Below are 22,054 nucleotides of genomic sequence, written 5' to 3' on the forward strand. Positions count from 1 at the left end.
AATGCATGAAGAATTAGCCCTTAAAAATAACAGTAATATGGAACTAAGAAAACATCTTTTAATCTCTCTTGTGCTTATTATAATTGTTGGTGGAGTTAGTTTATTTTTTGCAATTGCGGTTAAAAATTTTGAGTTTCCAATACTTTCAACTCTTATATTCTTTCCTGTTGCTGGTGCAGCTCTGCTCACTATAATTCCAAGAGAAAGAGAAGAACTTATAAAGTTTTCAGCACTTATGATTTCAATTGCTGAGTTTATTTTTAGCATTCCTTTGTATATCTCATTTAACAGAACCACTCATGCGATGCAATTCAGAGAGGAGCATTTATGGATTCCTCAATGGGGAATCAAGTATTCTCTGGGAGTTGATGGAATCAGTGTTTTATTTATTCTTCTCAGCAGTCTTCTTACAATTCTCTGTGTAACAGTTTCCTGGAAAGAAATTGATAAAAAAATAAAGGAGTTTTATGCTGCTTTACTTCTTACTCATGCAGCCATGATTGGTGTTTTCATGAGTCTTGATATTTTCCTTTTTTATATTTTCTGGGAAGCAATGCTTATTCCAATGTATTTGATTATTGGAGTATGGGGTGGTCCAAGAAGAATTTACTCAGCAATAAAGTTCTTTTTGTATACCTTTGTTGGAAGTGTACTTATGCTTGTTGGAATTCTTGTTTTATATTTCCATACTGGAACTTCAGATATTCTTACATTAATGAAAATACCGTATCCTTATAAGATGCAGCTTTGGCTGTTCTGGGCTTTTTTTGCAGCCTTTGCAGTAAAAGTTCCAATGTGGCCAGTGCATACATGGCTACCGGATGCCCATACAGAAGCACCTACTGCAGGAAGCGTGATCCTTGCTGGAATTCTTATTAAAATGGGAGCATACGGTTTTTTAAGATTTAATCTTCCAATGTTTCCAGAAGCTACACTGGCAATGAAGCCTTTTATGATGATTCTTTCAGTTATTGCAATAATATACGGTGCTTTAATATGTCTTGTCCAAAAAGATTTAAAACGACTTATTGCTTACAGTTCTGTAAGTCACATGGGATTTGTAACACTTGGAATTTTTGCTCTCAATCAGCAAGGAATTCAAGGTGGAATCCTTCAGATGCTCAATCATGGAATTGTTACAGGAGCTTTGTTTTTATGCGTAGGAATTGTTTATCAAAGAACCCATACGCGTCAGATAGCTCATTATGGAGGAGTTGCCACAGTAATGCCTGCTTATTCAGCATTTTTTATGGCCTTTACTCTTGCTTCAATTGGACTTCCAGGAACAAATGGATTTATTGGTGAATTTTTGATCCTTCTTGGAGCATTTAAAGCATGGAAATTAATGTGTGTTTTTGCAGCAACTGCATTAATAATAGGTGCAGCTTATATGCTCTGGCTTTACCAGAGAGTTTTCTTTGAAAAAACAAATCCAGAGTTTCTCCATCACATCCAGGGCTATGGAGATTTAAATGCAAGAGAAATAATCACACTTTTTCCCCTTCTGGTAGCAGTGTTATGGATAGGGTTCTATCCAAATGCTTTGTTAAGCTTTATGGATCAATCAGTTAAAGAACTTATTAATCATGTAATTCAAGCGGGGGCGATAAAATGAATATACCTCAGATTCCTTTAAATTTTGATGCCTTAATTCCTGAAATTGCTCTTACAGGTTTTGCTTCATTAATTTTACTTGTTGGTTTATTAAAAATTAGAAATGAAATTTTAATATGGAGCTCTGTAATATTTTTACTGTTTCTTGCTCTGGTTGTTCCATACTTTGAAGGAGAAGCATTTGGAGAAATGTTTTTAAATGATTTCCTCGCAGTATACTTAAAGCTGATAATAATTTTTGGAGCCATAATTTCTCTGCTTGTGCTTGCTTCTTATTTAAAAGAAAAACTTATTTTGCTTAATGAAAGTATAGCCCTTGTTCTTTTTTCAGCAATTGGCATGATGCTTCTTGTATCTGCAAGAGAACTGATAAGCTTTTTCGTTTCTTTTGAACTTATGTCTCTGAGCATATATATTCTCGTTGGTATAAAAAAATATGATTCAAGGTCAAATGAAGCTGCGGTTAAATATTTCATGCTTGGCGGGCTTTCTTCAGCAATTATGCTTTTTGGAATAGCTTTTCTCTATGGAGCAACAAATACAACAGATTTTTCAGTTATGATAAAAGCTCTTTCAAATCATGTTGCTCTGGCTTATACAGGTCTTGGACTTTTCCTGATCGGACTTTGTTTTAAAATAGCACTTGTTCCATTTCATATGTGGGCACCAGATGTATATGAAGGGGCTCCAACTCCTGTTACTGCTTTTATATCAACTTTACCGAAAGTTGCTATTCTTGGTGCCTTTGGTAGAGTTTTAGTTGAAATTTTCAAAGGCTACTACATTGACTGGAGCAACTTTCTTATTGTGCTTTCAATTGCTACAATGGCAGTGGGAAATCTTTTTGCTCTTGTTCAGAAAAACATAAAAAGAATGCTTGCCTACTCCAGCATTGCCCATGCAGGTTATATAACAATTGGGTTAATTGTTGGAACATATGCAGGATTTAATGCAGTGGTTGTTTACATGCTGATTTATACATTTATGAACATTGGTGCCTTTGCGATGGTAGAAGCTTTTAATGAAGAAAATATAGAAAATTATAAAGGACTTCACAAATTTCATCCTGCCCTTGCCCTGGCAATGTTGATATTTATGTTTTCACTTACAGGAGTGCCTCCAACAGCGGGATTTATAGTAAAATTTAATATTTTTCTTCAGGCAGTAAAAGCAGGATTTACATGGCTTGTGGTGATTGCCGTTCTTTTTACAGTTGTTTCAGCTTATTACTATTTGAGAATTGTGATGTATATGTATATGAAAGAGCCCGTGAAATCACCTGCCCCAATTTATTCAAAAGACCTTGAGATAGCAGTTGTTGTCTGTGCAACAGGTGTGATATTACTTGGTATTCTGCCGATATTTTTAATATAATCAATCTTTTATTCAATAATTGGCTGGAAATCTATCTTACAACGAGAACAGGACATGGTGCTTGATTTATAATTTTAGTTATCAGGTCTTTACCAAATAACTTTTTGATTGGATTGGTTTTTTCTGCCTGTAAAATTATTAAATCAACATTTTCCTCAACTGCGGCTTCCAGAATTTTTTCCTCAATATCACCTTCTTGTACTTTTATTTTTACTAAAGCTCTTTCAGATTCAGCAATATCTTTTACTTCATTAAAAAAAATCTTTATATTGCTATTTATTATATCAGCAACATTTTTAATTCCTGTTAAATGTAAATCTCCATCATAAGGTGGAATTATTTTTAAAATAGTTACCCAGCATCCTTCGTCTTTTGCCAGTTTTATTCCGTATTTTAAAACATCATTTGAACCATTTACTGCAATTAATAATTTTCTGTAACCTTTCATTTTACAATTATTACAGGTACAGATGAATTAATAATAACTCTTTCTACATTGCTACCCATGATTGCCTTGTCAACACCTTTCCATCCATATGTTCCCATAATGATTAAATCGCAAAGCATTAAATTAGCTATTTGAACGATTTTTTCCGATATTGAACCTTCATGAACAATCTTTTTTACAGGAACATTAAATTTTAAAGCAATTTGCTCAGCTTCTGAAAGAATTTTTTTTGCCTCCTCAATTAAAGCATGTTTTATAGATTCGGTACTGAAAAACTCCATCATTTCCTGATACTTTGGAATTACATAAATTACAGAAATTGTAGCATTCTCTATTTTTGCAAGTTCACACGCTCTTTGAAGAGCCTTTTTACTGTATTCAGATTCGTCAAAGGCAACAAGAATTGATCTGTAACTTAATTCATCAGATGTAGAAGTCTTTTTTACTACTATTACATCTACTGGGGATTCCACAATAACTTTATAGGTAGTGCTACCTAAAATAAGCTTCTTAAGTCCTTTTTTACCATAAGTTCCCATAATTATTAAATCTGCTTTTTTATCTTCTGCTACTTGTAAAATTACATCAGGAGCATCTCCTTCACATATTATAAGTTCTGCCTGTATGTTGTATTTCTCTGATACTTCCTGTGTCATCTGATAACAGATCTGTTTACCCAGTATTAATCTTTGTTCCCTCTGTTCAGGACTTATAATAAATTCTTCTTCGTCAAAATATACTGCATGAACCATTATTATGTGACCCCCATGCTTTTTTACCCATCTGACAGCTTCAAACAGAGCAGCTTTGCTGAAATCTGAACCATCAAAGGCTACTAAAATATTGCTATACATTAATTTGCCTCCTTAAATTAATGAGCTTTTCCAGCTTTCTTAAACAGTACACCTACTGAAAAACCAGCCAGTATTGCAATTAATATACAAACAATTCCATAAAACAGTGAGTTATTTTTTGCCATATTTGAAAGCATTTTTAATATTCCAACTTTTTCTACGTTAATCTGGGCTTGAGCAGTATCAATAACTTTTCCATCTTTTATTTCATAAGCAGTAACAGTGTATATGCCAGGCGGAGCCTGATAGGGCCACTGAATTAAAGTATAATAATGAGTCTGTCCGTTTTCCTCGTTTTTTGCAATATCTGCTTTCACATTATATAATTTTGACTTTTCTTTGAATTTAATAAAGTCATTCCACAATTCTTCTTTTTCATTTTCATTTGAAACTGGAGTAATTTGTGCAAAGTTTTTAAGTGCTGAGTAACCTATTTTATTTTTTACTGCTTCCTGTTCGTTCAAAATGTCTTTTAACTCTTTAGTGCTTCTTAATATATAAAGATTTGGAACATTGTCAAATTGAAGATTTTCCACACTCATCCATACAAAATCAAGAACTTTCCCCTTTTTTCTTAACACCTGAGATACATCAGGAGATGTTATTTTAACAACAATATCTGAGCCAGGTTGAGCTTGCCCCTTCACACTTACCGTAGAACCATGATAAAACAAATCAATAGTAATATGATCGTGATTGGCAATCACCGAAATTTTAGCCCATGCATTTGTTGATATAGTGATTAAAAAAATTAAAGACAAAAAAATCATTAATTTTTTCATTTTAATGTCCTCCTGCAGGTGATAATAAAATTGATGGTGGTGTAATTAATTCAATAATTATTTTTACTGTAACCATCAATACAAGAATTGCCATTAGAATTCTTAATTGCTCACCCTTTATTTTCTTTCCTATAATTGCACCGATCTGGGCTCCAAAGCTTGAGCCAATCAAAAGGAGTATAGCAAGTAAAATATCCACTGTGTGATTTATGTATGCCTGAAGAAATGTTACCTCAACGCATGTAAAAAAAATCTGAAAAAGACTCGTTCCTATAACAATGTTCATGGGCATTTTAAGAAGATAAAACATCACTGGTACCATTAAAAATCCTCCTCCAACACCCATTATTGCTGCAAGAATTCCCACAATATAACCAACTGTAGCGGTTACTAATATGGAATGGGTAACACCTGATTTCTTATAATGAATTTGAAAGGGAAGCGATTTGAAAAATTTTGTAATAACTGACTCTTTTTTCTCTTTTTTTTCAACGGTTTTATTTTTGTTTTTGAATTTACTAAGACTTTCTATAAGCATGAAAGTTCCTATTACACCAAGCATTATTACATAGGTAATTTTAATTAAGAAGTTTACATTTCCGAGTACTTTAAGAATTTTGATTATTTCCACACCTGTTAATCCACCAAGAAATCCTCCAATTAACAAATGAAATCCCATTTTGAAATCAACATTTCCCAACCTCCAGTGAGCATATGTTCCTGAAGTGGATGCTCCTACAATCTGAGCTGCGTCAGTTGCTGCTGCTACAGCAGGTTGAATTCCTAACATCATCAAAAGAGGTGTCATAAGCCAGCCTCCTCCTACACCAAACAATCCTGAAAGTAATCCAACAGCCAATCCGAGACATACAGGTAAAAATACATTAATACTAGTTAATGCTACAGGTAAGTAAATATACATGTTTCCTCCTATTTTTATTTCTTTGTCATTGTTATAACCGGACAACAAGCATGTTTTATAAGGTTTTTCAATTTTCTTGCTGATAGTTCGCCATTTACAGTAATTTCTGGGCTCAGCAGTACCATTTCAATATGCTGGTTTTTTCTTAAAAAGTTATCAATTGCATTGTAAACTGTATTTTCTGTGTAAACTATATCAACCTTAATTCCTGACTGATTGTATTTTTCTTTTAAGTCTTTGAGATTTCTTTGAATTATTTCATTCTGATTCGTTTGTAGTAACTCCACTGCAGTATTTGATTCACTTGCTTCTGCAAATGTAACTGCAGTCATTAAATCTTCAAATTTTCTTTTTTTAGGATGAATTAACAGCATAGTTATATCCTTATTCATAATTTTTGCCAGTTCTTTAGTGTACTGAAAGATTTCATCCATTTTTTCTCCCCACAATACTGTTAGCAAAAGGTGTTTTTTGCTCATTTTATTTTCTGTATATTTATAAAAACAAAAATTGTGCCACCTGGATTTTTTTGATATTATTTAATTTTTGAAGGAAGGGAACGAGAGATACTGTTTTATTTTGAAACAATAATGAACAATTTTATTTATTATCCGATTTCAGTATTCTCCATAAACTTGTTCGTGAGATGCCAAGAAGTTCTGCAGTTTTAGTTTTATTGCCTCCTGTAATTTCTAAAATTTTTTCTGCATATTCTTTATTTAATTCATCTATAGTTTTTATATTACCATGCTGTATTGTTTCTATTTTAAACAGTGAAAGAGTAGGTGGGAGACTTTCTACGGTAATATATTGAGTTTTTTCAAGTATTATGGCTCTTTCAATTATATTTTCAAGTTCTCTTACATTGCCTGGAAAACTATAGTGTATCAGAATATCCATTGCTTCTTTTGTAAATCCTTTGATTTTCTTGTTGTATTTTGGTAGATGTTTCTGTAAAAAGAATTTGCTTAACGGCTCAATGTCTTCTTTTCTTTCTCTTAAAGGTGGAATATAGATCTCCATCACATTAAGACGATAATAAAGGTCTTCACGGAATCTTTTCTCCTGGATAGCTTTTTTCACATCCTGATTTGTTGCTGCGATAAATCTTACATTAACCTTTATGGGTTTTGTGCCTCCAACTCGGAAAAATTCTCCTTCTTCTATAACCCTAAGAAGCTTTGCCTGGAGATTGGGGCTCATTTCAGCAATCTCATCCAAAAAAAGACTGCCTCCGTCAGCTACCTCTATTAATCCCTGTTTCTGTTTTATTGCTCCTGTGAATGCTCCTTTTTCATGACCAAAAAGCTCGCTGCTGAGTAATTCTTCTGTTAAAGTAGCGCAGTTGATAGACAAAAAAGGCATATCCTTTCTTTTACTTGTATAGTGAATAAGTTTTGCTATGAAACTTTTACCGACTCCACTTTCTCCTGTAAGAAGAACATTGCAATCTGAATTTTTTATCTGTTCAATAATATTTAGGATATTTTTCATGCTTTCACTTTTACCAATGAAAGAGGTTTTTTTGTTTATTTCAAGAAATGTTTTTAATGCTATATTTTGTCTTTCAAGAATTTTTTTTTCCTTAATCTTGGAAATTTTGAGAATTAATTCATCCAGATCAAAGGGTTTTGTAATATAGTCATATGCTCCTTTTTTCATAGCTTCAACTGCTGAGGCAATGCTTCCAAAACCTGTAATTATAACAATTTCAATATCTGGCTCTTTTTTCTTGGCTATTTCAAGAAGTTGAATCCCGTCAATCTCAGGCATTTTAATATCTGTTATGAGAACATCAAATTTGTCTTTTTCAAGCATTCTGAAAGCTTCAAGTCCGTTGGTAACTCCTTCTACTTCATAGCCTTCTGCCTTAAGAGCGTATACAAGATGTTTTAATGTGATTTCTTCATCTTCTGCAACAAGAATTTTAAAGTTCATAAGATGTTCCCGGTAATAAAATTCTAAAGGTTGTTCCTTTGCCTTCTATACTCTCTACAAATATTTTACCATTGTGCTTTTGAATAATATTATAAACTATTGCAAGACCGAGACCTGTACCTCTATTTTTTGTAGTAAAAAAAGGTTCAAATATCTTTTCTAATTTGTCAGCAGGAATTCCGATTCCTGTATCTGATACAGATATTTCTACAAAGTCGTTTTTCTCTAAAATTTTTAATTTTATCTGTCCGTCCTCATGCATTGCATCTATTGCATTATCAAAAAGATTAAAAAATACTCTTTCCAGTTGATCCGGGTCAGCAGTGATTACAATTTCTTCTGGAATTTCTTTTAAATCTATATTTTTAAAGTTTCTCTGTTTGATTATTGAATTAGAGGCTTTTAAAATAATATCTTTTATTCTTACCTTTTTAAAAACTGGCTCTTTACCTCTTGCAAATTCAAGTAAATCTTCTATAATTCTTTTTACTCGTGCAATTTCATGGGATACATCATTTAAAATCTCATTAACAAATGCAGAAGGCTCTTTTAACTCTTTTTGTAAAATTTGTACTGAAATATAAATATTGTTCAGAGGATTGTTTAATTCGTGGGCTACTCCTGTAGCAAGAGTACCAATTGCAGCGAGCTTTTTTGATTGAAAAAGTTGTTTATTTTTCTCTTCAAGTTCTATTTTTCTTTGCATAAGCTTGTTTTCCATTTCATTGATTTTTCTGATAAGTAAATCAATTTCATCTTTTTTAGAACCATTAGAAATCTGAATAAATTTACCCTCACCAACTTTTTCCACCACAGAAGTTACTAAATTTAATCTTTTTATGATATTTTTTCCCACGATCCAAAAAATTCCATTGCCGCCTAAAAAAAACAATGTAAGGAATAGAAAAAACATTCCATATGATCGCTTCATTACTTTCTCAATATTGTCCCTTGAAATTTGATCAATTTTTTTTGATATATTTACAATTTCTTCTCCTGTTTTTCTGAGCTCTTGGATATTGTTATCAAGTTTTTTTAATAAAACAATCAGTTCTTTATTGTCTTCTGTGCTGGATTGCTTTAGAAAATCTATTACTGCACCTGGATTTTCTAACAGTGCAGAGTTTATAAGGATTAATTCTTTAGTTTTGAATATCTTATTTTTGTCAAGTTCCTTTTTAATCTGGCTAATTAAAATTAATAATTCATTGAATTTTTGCCTGTAATGAGCAATTAAATTTTTAAGATTATGTAGATATCCTGAGCTGTCGTATGGAAGATTGTTATTTACAATATCGTCCATTTCATCAAGATAGTTGTATAGTATTTTCATTTCTTTATTAGATTCTCTATAACCGAAAAGAAAAAAGTTTTTTTCATGTCTTCTTATTTGTAAAGATTTACTTTTTATTACATCAGATACTTCCAATTGTTGAATTTCATGTATTATTCTGGAAAAATTTAAAAATTCAAAAATACTTAAAATTACTACAATTGAAATGCTAATTCCCAATCCAATAAAAATTTTATTTTTAATAGTGAATTGCATCTATTTTATTCTATAAATATCATTAAACTTAAAACAAGATGTTTGTATAAAATTTTAAATCATTGACAAAATCATTGTGTTTTTTATATCTTAGTAAGTGCTTACATGCTGATATTCTAAGGGGGCAAAATGAATACAATGAAAATAATTTCATTGATTTTTTGTTTTTTTCTTCTTTTTTCCTGTTCAAAATCTCCTAAACAGAAGCACATGCCTTCAGTTCCTGTTATTGTTTCTCAAGCAATTATTAAAGATGTGCCAGTTCAGATTACAGCAATAGGGAATGTGGAGGCTTATTCTTCAGTTACAATAAAATCAAGAGTTGAAGGACAGCTTATTAAAGCAAACTTTAAAGAGGGAGATGAGGTCCATAAGGGACAACTTCTTTTTGTGGTTGATCCAAAACCATTTGAAGAAGCTGTGAGACAGGCTGAGGCAAATCTTTTAAGAGACAAAGCACAGCTTGAATTTGCTCGTGCTGATCTTGAAAGGTATGATGAACTTGTAAAAGAAGAGCTTGTTTCAAGACAACAGTATGAAAAAATAAGAACAACTTATGAATCTCTTAAAGCAACTGTAAAAGCAGACCAGGCAATTCTTGAAAATGCAAGATTGCAACTTAATTATTGCTATATCTATTCGCCAATTGATGGCAAAATTGGTTCATTGCTTGTTCATCCAGGAAATATGATAAAGGCAAATGACACTCAGATTGCTATAATAAATCAAATTGTTCCAATATTTGTCCGTTTTTCAGTTCCAGAACAAGAGCTTTTAAGAATAAGGAAAGCAATGTCTCAGGGATTGCTTAAAACAGAAGTTGTTGTTAAAGGTACTGATACCAGCTATACTGCACAGGGTAAGGTTGTTTTTATTGACAATGCTGTTGATGTAGCAACAGGAACAGTCAAGCTTAAGGCTGAGTTTGCCAATAAAGATAAAATGCTCTGGCCCGGACAGTTTGTTAATGTTGTTTTAACTTTGGGGGTTAAGAAAAATGCAGTGGTAATTCCATACAGAGCTCTTCAGACAGGTCAAAAAGGTCAGTATGTATGGGTTGTTAAAGAGGATAAAACTGCTGAAATAAGAGAAGTTACCCCTGGGTTGAGATTTGGCGATGATGTAGTAATTGAAAAAGGACTTAATGCTGGAGAAATTGTTGTTGTTGATGGACAGTTGAGACTAACACCTGGAGTAAAAGTGGAGATCAAAAAATAATGAACTTCTCTCAGCTTTTTATCCAACGCCCAGTAATGACAACTCTTTTAATGGTTGCTATTGTTGTCTTTGGAGTAGTGGGATATCGTTATCTACCAATAGCTGAACTTCCCAATGTTGACTTTCCTACAATACTTGTTTCAGCTTCGCTGCCAGGTGCCTCTCCGGAAACAATGGCATCAGCAGTTGCAACACCTCTTGAAAGAGAGTTTTCTACAATTTCAGGATTAAAATCAATGAACTCTGTCAATGCAAAGGGGCTAACCCAGATAACTCTTGAGTTTGACCTAAACAGAGATATAGATGCAGCAGCGCAGGATGTCCAAACAGCAATTGCAAGGGCGAGTAAAAATCTTCCCTCAAACATGCCAACTCCTCCTACTTACAATAAAGTTAATCCTGCTGATATGCCAATTCTTTATTTCGCAATTACTTCTCCTACAATGCCTCTTTACAGGCTTCATGAGTATGCAGATACACTTTTAGCACAAAACATTTCAATGGTAAATGGAGTGGCACAAGTTCAGATATTTGGAGCTCAAAAATATGCTGTTAGAGTAAGAATAGAACCACAGAAAATAGCAAGCAGAGGAATTGGAATTGATGAGGTAGAACAGGCAATAAAAAAGGGTAATGTTGAGCTTCCTACAGGCACACTTTATGGTGATTATCAAGCATTTACAATTGAGGCAACAGGACAGCTTCTGAATGCTTCCCATTATAATGAACTGATTGTAAAAAGTAAAGAAGGCTTTCCTGTAAGAGTTAAGGATATTGGAGAGGCTATTGACAGTGTTGAAAACGATAAACTCGCTGCATGGTACGGAAGTGAAGGAAAACTTCAGAGAGCAATGGTTCTTGCAATTTACAGACAGCCTGGAACGAATACAGTTAAGGTGGCTGATGATGTAAAGAAGAAAGTAGAAGAGCTTAGAGCACAGATGCCAGCAAGTGTTTCTTTAAATCTTCTTTATGATCGTTCTCAATCAATAAGAGAATCTGTAAGAGATGTGGAGTTTACTCTGCTTTTTACTGTTTTTTTAGTGGTAATGGTAATTTTTGTCTTTTTAAGAAGACTTTCAGCTACTGTAATTCCTTCTGTTGCCCTTCCAATCTCAATAATTGGAACATTTGCTGTTATGTATCTTCTCGGATACAGCCTTGATAATCTCTCTCTTATGGCACTTACTCTTTCAATTGGCTTTTTAGTTGACGATGCAATTGTTATGCTTGAAAACATTGTAAGGCATGTTGAAAAGGGAGAAAAGCCCTTTCAGGCAGCCTTAAATGGTTCAAAGGAGATATGGTTTACAATTCTTTCAATGACTCTTTCACTTGTGGCAGTTTTTATTCCTGTGCTTTTTATGGGTGGAATTATTGGAAGACTCTTTAAGGAGTTTTCTGTAACCATCTCTGTTGCAATTTTAATTTCAGGATTAGTTTCTCTGACGCTCACCCCAATGATGTGTAGCAGATTCATTAAAGTGGAAAATCAAAGACATGGTAGACTTTATAATGCGTTAGAAAAAGGTTTTGAGTGGATGGTTAATGTTTATAAAGTGGCTTTAAGATGGTCATTAAAGCATCATAAATTAATGATGATTGGCTCTACAGGCATTCTTCTTCTTACGGTTTACATTTTTACGAGGATTCCTACTGGTTTTCTTCCCAGTGAAGATAAGAGTCAGATTTTTGTAATTACTGAAGCATCAGAAGACATATCCTTTGACGAGATGGTGAGACATCAGCTACAGCTGGCAGATATCATTTTAAAAGAACCATCAGTTCAGGATTTTATGATCTCTGTGGGACCTGCTCCTGCATCTCCTGCTCCAAATAATGGAAGAATGTTTATGCATTTGAAATCTTCATCAGAAAGACCCCATGTAGATAAACTAATTGAACAGCTTAGAGCAAAGCTTAATTCAATCCCAGGGCTTAAAGTATATCCTCAAAATCCTCCAACAATCCGCATAGGAGGGACTCTTACAAAAGCTCTTTATCAATTTACTCTCTCAGGAAGCAATCTTCAGGAGCTTTATTATTATGCTCAAATTCTGGAAGCAAAAATGAAGCAGATTCCAATTATTCAGGATATTTCATCAAATTTGCAGATAAAAACTCCGCAAATTAATATAGAAATTGATCGGCCTAAAGCAGAGTCTTTAGGTGTTACAGCAGATCAGATAGAAAATGCTCTATGGTCAGCATTCGGAAGCAAATGGATTTCCACAATTTATGCTCCAAATAATCAGTATCAGGTTATTCTTGAACTTAAGCCTGAGTATCAGAAAGACCCTTCAGCACTTTCAATGCTTTATATTCGTTCATCAAAGGGAGAGCTTGTTCCACTTAATTCTGTTGCCACTGTATCCCAGAGCATTGGTCCATTAACTGTTAATCATACAGGCCAGCTTCCTTCTGTAACAATATCATTTAATCTTAAGCCAGATGTCTCTCTTGGTGATGCGGTTACTGAGATTCAGAAAGTTGCAAAGGCAACACTGCCTGATACAATAATGACAAGCTTTCAGGGTGCTGCGCAGGCATTTAAAGAGTCTTTTCAAGGACTGTGGTTTTTGCTTGTTGTTGCAGTATTTGTTGTCTATTTAGTTTTGGGAATACTTTATGAAAGCTTTATCCATCCACTTACAATTCTTTCTGCTCTTCCCTTTGCAAGTTTTGGAGCTCTGGTTACTTTGCTTGTCTTTGGAGTTGAATTAAACATTTATGCCTTTGTTGGAATAATCATGCTTATAGGACTTGTTAAGAAAAATGGAATTATGATGATAGATTTTGCACTTCATGCTCAGAGAAATGAAGGCATGAAACCACAGGAAGCAATTTATAATGCCTGTCTTATAAGATTTCGTCCAATAATGATGACAACTGCTGCAGCAGTGTTTGGAGCGCTTCCAATTGCGCTTGGAATTGGAGCAGGTGGTGAGGTTCGCCAGCCACTTGGTCTTGCAGTTGTTGGAGGCTTGCTTTTTTCACAAATGCTTACCCTTTTTGTTACACCCGTGTTTTATCTTTATATGGATAGGCTTCAGAACTGGCTTGGCAAGAAAAAAAGTATATGATATAATTACATAAAAAGAGGAGGTGGCATATGCAGCTTCACTCTATAAAAGTTGAAATTCCAGAAGGATGCAACATAATTCTTGGACAGACTCATTTTATAAAAACTGCTGAAGACCTTTATGAAATTCTTGCAACCCATATTCCCCATGTAAAATTTGCAGTTGCCTTTACAGAAGCCTCAGGCCCATGTCTCATCCGTTCTGAAGCAAACGATGAAGAGCTAAGAGAGGTTTGCATTCGCAATCTTCAAAACATAGGAGCAGGTCATGTATTTTGTATTCTTATGAAAGGAGCTTTCCCAATAAGTGTTTTAAACGCAATAAAAATGTGTCAGGAAGTATGCACCATTTATTGTGCAACCGCAAATCCTCTTGAGGTAATAGTTGCAGAAACAGAGCTTGGTAGAGGAATTCTCGGAGTAATTGATGGAGCAAGCCCGAAAGGTGTAGAAAAAACTGAAGATAGAGAGCATAGAAAGGGATTTCTTAGAAAAATAGGCTATAAAATTTAATCACTTAAAAATGTATTTTTTAAATTAACAAAGCCTATTTTAAGGTGCGTAACATTTTTTAAGTCAATTGGAGGAGATGAAAATATAACATTTTCTTTTGTTACTTCTTCAAGTATTCCTAAGGCAATGCAGTCTTCGGAATTAAATATGCCCAAAATTGTTCCTTCAAGATTTTCTGTTATTTGCTGTTTTTTAAGCAGTCTTTTTTCCAAAGCAAAACTTTCTAATTTTTCAAAGTACTTTTTAAATTTAGATAGTCTATAGCTTGCTCTCTGGGCAGAATTTCTTGGTATAATCCTGCTGGATGGCTTCAGGGTTATTACTTTAGATTTGATTTCATTTATAATGTGGTCAATCTCTCCATTTTTGTTAAAGGCAATAACCAGATCAGGCTTGAAGATTTCAATTTTTCGTAGCTTTAGTTGTTTTCCTTGTTCTGCTGATATTAATCCAGTGGTGTCAATTAATGTAGTAGTATTTAAGTGTTCAGCGAACTCAGCAGCTTTTTTAAATTCATCTAAAAATATCTGGGGACACACTGATGGAGTTGTTGCTCCTACAAAATAAATTTTATCAAAATCTATAAGAGGAGATTTTTCTTCAAACTTAGTTGCCTCTTCCTTCTTGTAATATTTTAGAGCAATGGTTGTCGGGATACCGATACTGCTTTGACCTATGTCAGAGTCAATAAAAATTAATGGCTTTTCAAGATTAAGATTTTTTATTAAATATTTTATAAAGGTAGATTTTCCAGAATCAACACTCCCAATGACTATAACTTTTTTACATTCTTTTGCCTCTTTTAATACAACTTCCCAATCAGGTTCAGGTATCATACCTGTAGTTATGGCAGTCCAACTCCGTTAATTTCTGTGCCACAATTCATGCATTTTGAGTTTAATGTATTTATTTTTGAAATAAAATAACCAAATCTTTCAATTACAATGTTTTTGCATTTAGGGCAGCAAGTATTTTCTCCACCTTCACCAGGAACATTTCCAGTATAAACAAACTTAAGTCCTTCTTCAAAACCAATATTTCTTGCTTTTCTTAATGTTTCAACAGGTGTTCTTGGTTTATCAGTGAGCTGATATGTTGGATAAAATTGAGTTACATGCCATGGAATTGAAGGATCAATGGAGACGAGAAAACGGGCTATACTTCTTAAAAATTCCTCTGAATCATTGAGTTCAGGAATAATCAAGGTTGTTACCTCAACCCATACTCCAAGTTCTTTAAGAAGTTTTATATTTTTCATTACAGGCTCAAGCCTTGCTCCGCAGATTTTTTTATAAAAATCATCGTCTCCTTTAAGGTCAACATTTATTGCATCAAGATAGGGTGCAACAAATCTCAAAGCTTCATCTGACATGTAGCCATTGCTTACCCATACATTTTTAATTCCTTCCTTATGAGCTAAAACCATGCAATCATAGGCAAACTCAAGAAATATAGTTGGTTCAGTATAGGTGTAGGAAATACTCTTACAGCTGCTTGCTCTTGCTTCCTTTACCACATCTTCGGGTGTGAAGTCTTCACCAGGAATATCTTTATAAAGCCTTGGATATTGAGAAATTGTATAGTTCTGGCAGTGAAGACAGCGGAAATTGCATCCAACTGTAGCAATTGAATAGGATACAGAACCTGGATAGAAGTGGAAAAGAGGCTTTTTCTCAATGGGATCAATGTGATAGGCAATTATTTTTCCATAGACAAGACTGTAAAGTTTGCCCTCTCTGTTTTCCCTGACTCCGCAAATGCCTCTTGCCTGAGGAGAGATTATACAATGGTGATTACAAGCTCCACATTTTACCTTTCCATCAGAGAGTTGTTCATAAAATAAGGCTTCTTTCATGATTTTTTGCCTCTACTTTTACCTTTTTTTGTTGCAGAGCCTGTCTTACAAACTCTTCTGCCTCTTTTTTTAGGTTTATCCTCCTTTTCTGCTTCAGCAGTTTGAGACTCTTCCTCTTGTCCTATAAGTCCGTATTTAACCATAACAATTTTTTCAGCTTCAAGCCAGTTATCAAGATCTCTTCCTGGAATGCATCCGCTTTTAACATAGAGTTCATAGGCAACCTGCCTTATTTCTTCTTCAAGCCTTTCTCTGTCAATCATTTTTACACCTCCAAATTAAATTTTAAGAGTTATTTATCCCTCAAGCATCTTTTTTAAATTATATCAAACTTTTCAAAAAAGTTTTTTGGCTATCCTTAAATTTTCATACTTATTGCTTCACATAAAAATCATATTTTACTGCCTGTGCTACGGCATACAGGCCTGCCAAATAGGCGGGCAGGTCGCTCAAGAACTCTCTTAAATATCCAAACCTTTTGCCTATACTCCAATGCTCCACATGACAATTATCATTTTTTCAATAAGGTCTTGATCTTAGTAAAAACTATAGCTTTTTCATAAAGATAGATTTTTAAATGAGACAATTCGCTTAATTTATCTGTAGGCAATTTCAGGTTATGTTATAATTTTTTCTATGCAATACACTATTGACTCTATAGGAAGCATAAAAATCTGCCAGCCTGAGGAAGGTTATCGTTTCAGTGTAGATGCTTTGATTCTCGCTCATTTTGTTAATTTAAAAAGGGTCAAAAAAGCTTTGGATATTGGTGCAGGAACCGGAATAATTGGAATTATTCTGGCAAAAAAATATCCAGAAGCTTATGTTACAATGATAGAAATTCAGCCAGATCTTGCGGTGCTTGCTCGTATAAGCTCTAAATTAAACAATGTTGAAGATAGAGTCAGAATACTATGTGCTGATGCAAAAGAATTTAATGATTCCGGTTATGATTGTGTAATTTCAAATCCACCATTCAGAAGACCAGGAACAGGTAAGATGAGTCCTCTGGGAAAAAGGGCTCTGGCAAGGCATGAATTGAGTCTTACGGTTAAAGATATCTCCCAGGTGAGTCAGAGAGCATTAAAACATAGAGGTAGACTTTACATGATTCATCTGCCTGAAAGACTAACTGAAATTATTAAAATAATGGATAATTACTCTCTTGAGGTAAAAAGGGTTCGTTTTGTTCATTCAAAAATAAATGCAGAGGCAAAAATGGTTCTCATAGAAGCAGTCAAAGGAGGTAAGTCGGCTCTTAAAGTAGAACCTCCCCTTTTTATTTACAGGGAAGATGGAAAATATACAGAAGAAATGGAATTAATATACAAACTATGATTTACATCATAAATCCTGCCTGATTTCCTGTGATAGAATTAATTATATCAATTAAATTAAAAATGGACAGTGGATTTCACGAAAATTTATTGAAGAACAGAAAGTTGCTAATAGCATGTCCCAAGCTTGATGATGCTGGTTTATGTATCGAAAAACTTGCAGAGGTTTTCAGGTTGAATGATATTAAATCCATAACTGTTTTAAGAATGATAGTTCCATGTTGTGGAGGATTAAACTGGATTGTAAAGGAGGCAATAAAAAGAGCTCAGGTAGAAATTCCAATGGAAGAGAAAATAGTGGACATAGAGGGTGTTTTAAGGATTTCCAAATAACTGCATTTTATTGTAAAATTTAGTCTATGCTTTTTTACATACTCAGGCGATTTTTCCTGATGATACCGATTCTCTTTGGTATCACTCTTATATGTTTTGTTGTAATAAATCTTGCACCAGGCTCACCTGCGAGCTTTACTGAAGAACTATTACCAAAGGCATCTCCTGAGGCAATGGAGGCTCTAAAAAAGCTTTACGGACTTGATAAACCACTTCATGAAAGATACCTTAACTGGCTTAAAATGGTTATTACACTGGATCTGGGAAAGAGTTTTGTTGATGGAAGGCCTGTTAAAGAGAAAATTAAAGAAAGACTTCCAATTACTGTCACCCTTAATTTGCTTTCTCTGCTTTTTATTCTTGTGGTCTCTATTCCAATTGGAGTTTTTTCAGCTTTGAAACCAGGAAGCCTCTTTGACAGAGCTCTTACAGTTTTTGTTTTTACAGGCTTTTCTGTTCCAACCTTCTGGATTGCTTTACTTGCTATGATTGTTTTTGGTGTAAATCTTGGTTGGCTTCCCATTTCTGGAATTCAGAGCGTCGGAGCTGAAACAATGCCATTTTATGAAAGACTCCTTGACTGGGCAAAACATCTTATTTTGCCAGTTACAATAATGTCCTTTGCAGGACTTGCTGGAATGTCCAGATATACACGTTCAAGCATGCTTGAAGTGCTGAGACAGGATTTTATAAGGACAGCAAGAGCAAAGGGCTTGCCTGAAAGAGTAGTGTTGATAAGACATGCTTTAAGAAATGCTCTTTTGCCAGTTGTAACGCTTTTAGGACTTGCAATTCCAGGACTTATTGGAGGAAGCGTTATTTTTGAAAGCATTTTTTCCATTCCAGGAATGGGACAGCTTTTTTATTCTTCTGCCATGGCAAGGGATTATCCAACAATAATGGGTATATTGCTGATCGGTGCATTATTGACATTGATTGGCAATCTTCTTGCCGACCTTGCATATTTTGTTATTGATCCAAGAATAAGGGTAAAACGGGATGTTTAAGCTGATACTGAAACGAATTTTAAGAAATAAACTGGCAGTTGGTGGTCTGATATTTATTTTTTTTGTATTTTTTATTGCAATTTTTGCTTCTCATGTTGCCCCATACGATCCATACAAAATTAATGTTTATCATGTTCTTGAACCACCATCAAAGGAGCATCTCTTTGGCACTGATGAGCTTGGACGGGATGTTTTTTCAAGAATAATATACGGTGCAAAAGTCTCTCTTAAAGTAGGATTTCTTGCAATGGGAATTGCTATTTTTACTGGAACAGTGCTCGGTGCAATTGCAGGATATTACGGAGGATGGATTGATACATTGATAATGAGAGTTGTTGATGTAATGCTTGCTTTTCCTACACTTTTTTTAATACTTGCTGTTGTTGCTGTGCTTGAGCCGAGCATTTACATAATTATGGTAGTAATAGGGCTTACAGGATGGATGGATGTGGCAAGACTTGTCCGGGCAGAAGTTTTGTCATTAAAGGAAAGAGAGTTTGTTCTTGCTGCAAGAGCAATTGGTGCAAGCTCTGGCAGAATTATCTTTAAGCATATACTTCCTAATGCAATCTATCCTGTTATTGTAGCTGCCACTTTCTCGGTTGGCGGAGCTATATTAATTGAAAGCGGTTTAAGCTTTCTTGGACTTGGAATCCAGCCGCCTGAGCCAAGCTGGGGAGGAATTTTAAGCATTGGTAAAGACTACATTACTGTTGCATGGTGGATGAGCCTGTTTCCTGGTTTAGCCATATTTTTAACAGTGCTGTCCTTTAATCTTCTTGGTGAAGCATTAAGAGATGCTCTTGATCCGAAGCATTGGACTGAGGATTAAATAGTTTGAACTGATAGGTAAAAATTAAAATATGGTTCTTCTTCTAATTCGTAACAGTCTGATTCAACAAGATGTTTTAAGAAGTTTATATGAGCAGTGTGTCCACCCTTTTCAATTATAAAATGTCCCTGAACTGGATAACCTAATAAAGACAGATCACCGATTGCATCAAGAATTTTATGTCTTACAAATTCATCTTTGAATCTGAGTTTTCCTCCTACAACACCTTTTTCATCAAGAACAAGAGCATTTTCCAATGAACCTCCACGAGCAAAACCGTTTTGAAGAAGATACTGTATGTCCTTTAAAAATCCAAAAGTCCTCGCAGGTGCTATTTCTTTGAGAAAATTTTGTTCATTGATTTCAATGGATAGAGATTGTGCTAAAATTAACGGATGTTCATAAAAAATTTTATAGGTTATCCTGAAGCCTTTGTGTGGTCTGGCAACGATCCGTGAACGTGACTCTTCGTAAATACAAGGCTTTGTTATTTTTAATGTAGGGATTGTTTTACCCTGTTTTGCAATGCCTGTTTTCATAATGAGTTTTACAAAATCCTGAGCACTTCCATCCATCACAGGGATTTCTGAACCATCTATCTCAATTATAAGATTGGTTATTCCAAAAACATAAAGCGTTGCAAGCAGATGCTCAACAGTTCTGACTTTTACTCCATCAATTCCTATTGTTGTTGCAAAAGATGTATCAATAACAAATGGAAGTTTTGCTTTAATTTGCAATCCTTTATCTGTTCTATAAAAGATTATCCCTGTATCCCTTTGGGCAGGAATAAGCCTTATATTAATTCTTTTGCCAGTGTGTATTCCCACACCGGACAATGCAATTTCTGATTTTATAGTCTTCTGAAAAGGCATCAAGAAATAATATACAAAAAAAATGCCAGAAAAAAATTGCTGAAATTATTAGTTCAACCAGGATATTAATGTGGTAAAAATGAAACATTTATGGAAAAAATAAAACATTTACTTTGCTTGTCCACCAACAACTATCTCAGGAATTCTTACTGTTGGCATTCCATCTGTAACAGGAACTCCCTGAGAGTTTTTTCCACATGTGCCAATGGAAAATCCCAGATCATTGCCAACCATATCAATATTTTTTAGAATCTCCTGTCCAGTGCCAATCAATAATGCACCCCTTACAGGCTCTCCAATTATACCTTTTTCTATAAGATAACCCTCTTGAACTTCAAAAACAAACTCTCCAGTAACAGTGTTAACCTGCCCACCACCCATTTTTTTAACAAACAGCCCTTTATCAACTGAGCGAATTATTTCTTCTGGATAGTGTTTCCCAGGGGCAATAAAAGTATTGCTCATTCTTGGAATTGGATAATGCTCATAAGACTGTCTTCTGCCATTTCCTGTGGATTTTTTTCCTTCTTTTATTGCAGTGTATTTATCATAAAGATAATTAACGAGAACTCCATTTTCAACCAAAACTGTCCTCTGTGAAGGCGTTCCTTCGTCATCAAAAACATAGGACCCCCTCATATTGGGAAGAGTTGGATCGTCAATTACCGTAATTAATTCTGAAGCTATTTTTTGACCGATTCTGCCACTGTAAACTGAAAGTCCTTCCTGAACAAGGTCTGCTTCAAGTCCATGTCCTATTGCTTCATGTATCATTGTTCCACCTGCTTCAGAGGAAATTACAACAGGCATTCTTCCTCCTTGTATGCGTCTTGCCTTGAGCATCATTAAAGCTCTCTTTGTTGTCTTAAGTGAAATCTCTTCAGGTAGAATTTCCTCAAAAAGCTCAATTCCTTTAAATCCTCCTACTGCTTCATATCCTGTTTGAATAACTCCATTTTCATGGGTTACAACATGAATCAGAAAAAGCGTTTGAATTCTTTTTTCTTCCGAAAAAATTCCTTCTGAACTGGCTATTTTAATTTTCTGAAAAGAATCAGCATATAACACTCTTACCTGTTTGACTTTTGAACTTTCTTTCCATGCCACTTCATTGGCTCTTTTTATAAAATTTATTTTCTGTGATATTTCAACATCTGCTGGATTGATTTTTATAAAAAATTGCATTGAAGGTTCAATTTTTTTCAGATTGATATGGTTACCATTATCCTTGCTTTTTAAAGAGGAGATTAACTCTTCAATACCATTTTTAGTTAAATCATTTGTGTAGGCATAAAAGGTTTTTCCTTCTTTGATTACTCTTACTCCCAGTCCTTTATCAAAAACTGAAGAGCATTTTTGAACTTTATTTTCTTCCATCTGAAGCTGATTTGTTATTTTTTCCTCAAGGAAAATATCAACATACTCTCCTTTTAACTTTCTTAATATGTCACTGAACAAATCCATAAATACCTCCTTAGAGTTTTCTCAAACCCGAGCACCCTCAAGTTGCAAGGAATCTCT

General features: G+C 34.3%; 21 protein-coding genes. 9 read left to right on the top strand and 12 right to left on the bottom strand.

All coding sequences use genetic code 11. The features are described from left to right. The first annotated feature begins 1 nt into the window (after position 1). Complete coding sequence (locus tag V4D31_RS03745; RefSeq protein WP_353686905.1) at positions 2–1,615, top strand: NADH-quinone oxidoreductase subunit M; 1,614 nt, start codon at positions 2–4, stop codon at positions 1,613–1,615. Beyond that, complete coding sequence (locus V4D31_RS03750) at positions 1,612–2,988, top strand: NADH-quinone oxidoreductase subunit N (RefSeq protein ID WP_353686906.1); 1,377 nt, start codon at positions 1,612–1,614, stop codon at positions 2,986–2,988. Before V4D31_RS03745 ends, V4D31_RS03750 begins: the two co-directional genes overlap by 4 nt. Before the next feature lie 31 nt (positions 2,989–3,019). Here the strand turns inward: V4D31_RS03750 and V4D31_RS03755 are convergent, their stop codons facing one another. From V4D31_RS03755 to V4D31_RS03785, 7 genes are all read right to left on the bottom strand, one after another. Beyond that, the gene (locus V4D31_RS03755; protein ID WP_353686907.1) at positions 3,020–3,436 is read right to left on the bottom strand and encodes a universal stress protein; all 417 of its coding nucleotides are present in this window, start codon (positions 3,434–3,436) and stop codon (positions 3,020–3,022) included. After that, positions 3,433–4,290, bottom strand: a complete 858-nt coding sequence (locus V4D31_RS03760; protein WP_353686908.1) for a universal stress protein — start codon at positions 4,288–4,290, stop codon at positions 3,433–3,435. The genes V4D31_RS03755 and V4D31_RS03760 overlap by 4 nt, the downstream gene beginning before the upstream one ends. A gap of 17 nt (positions 4,291–4,307) precedes the next feature. Next, positions 4,308–5,072: a TIGR02186 family protein gene (locus V4D31_RS03765; protein WP_353686909.1), complete on the bottom strand. Its 765-nt coding sequence runs from the start codon at positions 5,070–5,072 to the stop codon at positions 4,308–4,310. Between the two features lies 1 nt (position 5,073). Next, on the bottom strand, positions 5,074–5,994 hold the full coding sequence (locus V4D31_RS03770) for a sulfite exporter TauE/SafE family protein (protein ID WP_353686910.1): 921 nt from the start codon (positions 5,992–5,994) through the stop codon (positions 5,074–5,076). Positions 5,995–6,008: 14 nt separating this feature from the next. Then, positions 6,009–6,428, bottom strand: a complete 420-nt coding sequence (locus V4D31_RS03775; protein ID WP_353686911.1) for a hypothetical protein — start codon at positions 6,426–6,428, stop codon at positions 6,009–6,011. A 166-nt stretch (positions 6,429–6,594) separates the two neighbouring features. Further along, the gene (locus tag V4D31_RS03780; protein ID WP_353686912.1) at positions 6,595–7,932 is read right to left on the bottom strand and encodes a sigma-54 dependent transcriptional regulator; all 1,338 of its coding nucleotides are present in this window, start codon (positions 7,930–7,932) and stop codon (positions 6,595–6,597) included. Then, entirely contained in the window at positions 7,922–9,481 is a 1,560-nt protein-coding gene (locus V4D31_RS03785; protein WP_353686913.1) for an ATP-binding protein, read from the bottom strand. Before V4D31_RS03785 ends, V4D31_RS03780 begins: the two co-directional genes overlap by 11 nt. A gap of 129 nt (positions 9,482–9,610) precedes the next feature. Here V4D31_RS03785 and V4D31_RS03790 point away from each other — a divergent pair, with 129 nt between their 5' ends. The 3 genes from V4D31_RS03790 to V4D31_RS03800 are packed head-to-tail and all read left to right on the top strand — an operon-like array spanning position 9,611 to position 14,294. After that, positions 9,611–10,699 carry an efflux RND transporter periplasmic adaptor subunit gene (locus V4D31_RS03790; protein ID WP_353686914.1) on the top strand — a complete coding sequence of 363 codons (1,089 nt, stop codon included), beginning with the start codon at positions 9,611–9,613 and terminating at the stop codon, positions 10,697–10,699. Continuing rightward, positions 10,699–13,782 carry an efflux RND transporter permease subunit gene (locus tag V4D31_RS03795; RefSeq protein WP_353686915.1) on the top strand — a complete coding sequence of 1,028 codons (3,084 nt, stop codon included), beginning with the start codon at positions 10,699–10,701 and terminating at the stop codon, positions 13,780–13,782. The genes V4D31_RS03790 and V4D31_RS03795 overlap by 1 nt, the downstream gene beginning before the upstream one ends. Before the next feature lie 29 nt (positions 13,783–13,811). Beyond that, positions 13,812–14,294, top strand: coding sequence for an adenosine-specific kinase (locus V4D31_RS03800; RefSeq protein WP_353686916.1), 483 nt, complete (start codon positions 13,812–13,814; stop codon positions 14,292–14,294). Here V4D31_RS03800 and V4D31_RS03805 read toward each other — a convergent pair. From V4D31_RS03805 to V4D31_RS03815, 3 genes are read right to left on the bottom strand one after another with little or no spacing between them, the layout of a single operon-like run. Continuing rightward, entirely contained in the window at positions 14,291–15,130 is an 840-nt protein-coding gene (locus tag V4D31_RS03805; protein WP_353686917.1) for a polynucleotide 5'-hydroxyl-kinase, read from the bottom strand. The two genes, V4D31_RS03800 and V4D31_RS03805, sit on opposite strands and share 4 nt — an antisense overlap. An 8-nt stretch (positions 15,131–15,138) precedes the next feature. Then, the gene (gene amrS / locus V4D31_RS03810) at positions 15,139–16,149 is read right to left on the bottom strand and encodes an AmmeMemoRadiSam system radical SAM enzyme (protein ID WP_353686918.1); all 1,011 of its coding nucleotides are present in this window, start codon (positions 16,147–16,149) and stop codon (positions 15,139–15,141) included. Next, complete coding sequence (locus tag V4D31_RS03815; RefSeq protein ID WP_353686919.1) at positions 16,146–16,412, bottom strand: DUF2934 domain-containing protein; 267 nt, start codon at positions 16,410–16,412, stop codon at positions 16,146–16,148. Before V4D31_RS03815 ends, amrS begins: the two co-directional genes overlap by 4 nt. A 373-nt stretch (positions 16,413–16,785) precedes the next feature. On the opposite strand from V4D31_RS03815, the gene V4D31_RS03820 reads away from it, so the two are divergent. Genes V4D31_RS03820 through opp4C form a run of 4 tightly spaced genes read left to right on the top strand, consistent with a single transcriptional unit; the run spans position 16,786 to position 19,658 of the window. Then, the gene (locus tag V4D31_RS03820) at positions 16,786–17,487 is read left to right on the top strand and encodes a methyltransferase (RefSeq protein ID WP_353686920.1); all 702 of its coding nucleotides are present in this window, start codon (positions 16,786–16,788) and stop codon (positions 17,485–17,487) included. Between the two features lie 29 nt (positions 17,488–17,516). Next, positions 17,517–17,819, top strand: a complete 303-nt coding sequence (locus tag V4D31_RS03825; protein WP_353686921.1) for a hypothetical protein — start codon at positions 17,517–17,519, stop codon at positions 17,817–17,819. 26 nt (positions 17,820–17,845) lie between these two features. Then, positions 17,846–18,826: an ABC transporter permease gene (locus tag V4D31_RS03830; RefSeq protein ID WP_353686922.1), complete on the top strand. Its 981-nt coding sequence runs from the start codon at positions 17,846–17,848 to the stop codon at positions 18,824–18,826. Then, positions 18,819–19,658, top strand: coding sequence for an oligopeptide ABC transporter permease (opp4C, locus tag V4D31_RS03835; RefSeq protein WP_353686923.1), 840 nt, complete (start codon positions 18,819–18,821; stop codon positions 19,656–19,658). The genes V4D31_RS03830 and opp4C overlap by 8 nt, the downstream gene beginning before the upstream one ends. On the opposite strand, the gene lpxC is transcribed toward opp4C, so the two are convergent. Together lpxC and V4D31_RS03845 are read right to left on the bottom strand one after the other, a co-directional pair. Then, positions 19,655–20,533 (bottom strand): UDP-3-O-acyl-N-acetylglucosamine deacetylase, encoded by an 879-nt coding sequence (gene lpxC / locus V4D31_RS03840; protein ID WP_353686924.1) that lies wholly within the window; start codon positions 20,531–20,533, stop codon positions 19,655–19,657. The genes opp4C and lpxC overlap by 4 nt on opposite strands. A gap of 108 nt (positions 20,534–20,641) precedes the next feature. Beyond that, positions 20,642–21,997, bottom strand: coding sequence for a TldD/PmbA family protein (locus V4D31_RS03845; RefSeq protein WP_353686925.1), 1,356 nt, complete (start codon positions 21,995–21,997; stop codon positions 20,642–20,644). Positions 21,998–22,054 lie beyond the last annotated feature (57 nt).

It is taken from the genome of Thermodesulfovibrio sp. 3462-1, assembly GCF_040451425.1.
Classification (GTDB): Bacteria; Nitrospirota; Thermodesulfovibrionia; order Thermodesulfovibrionales; family Thermodesulfovibrionaceae; genus Thermodesulfovibrio; species Thermodesulfovibrio obliviosus.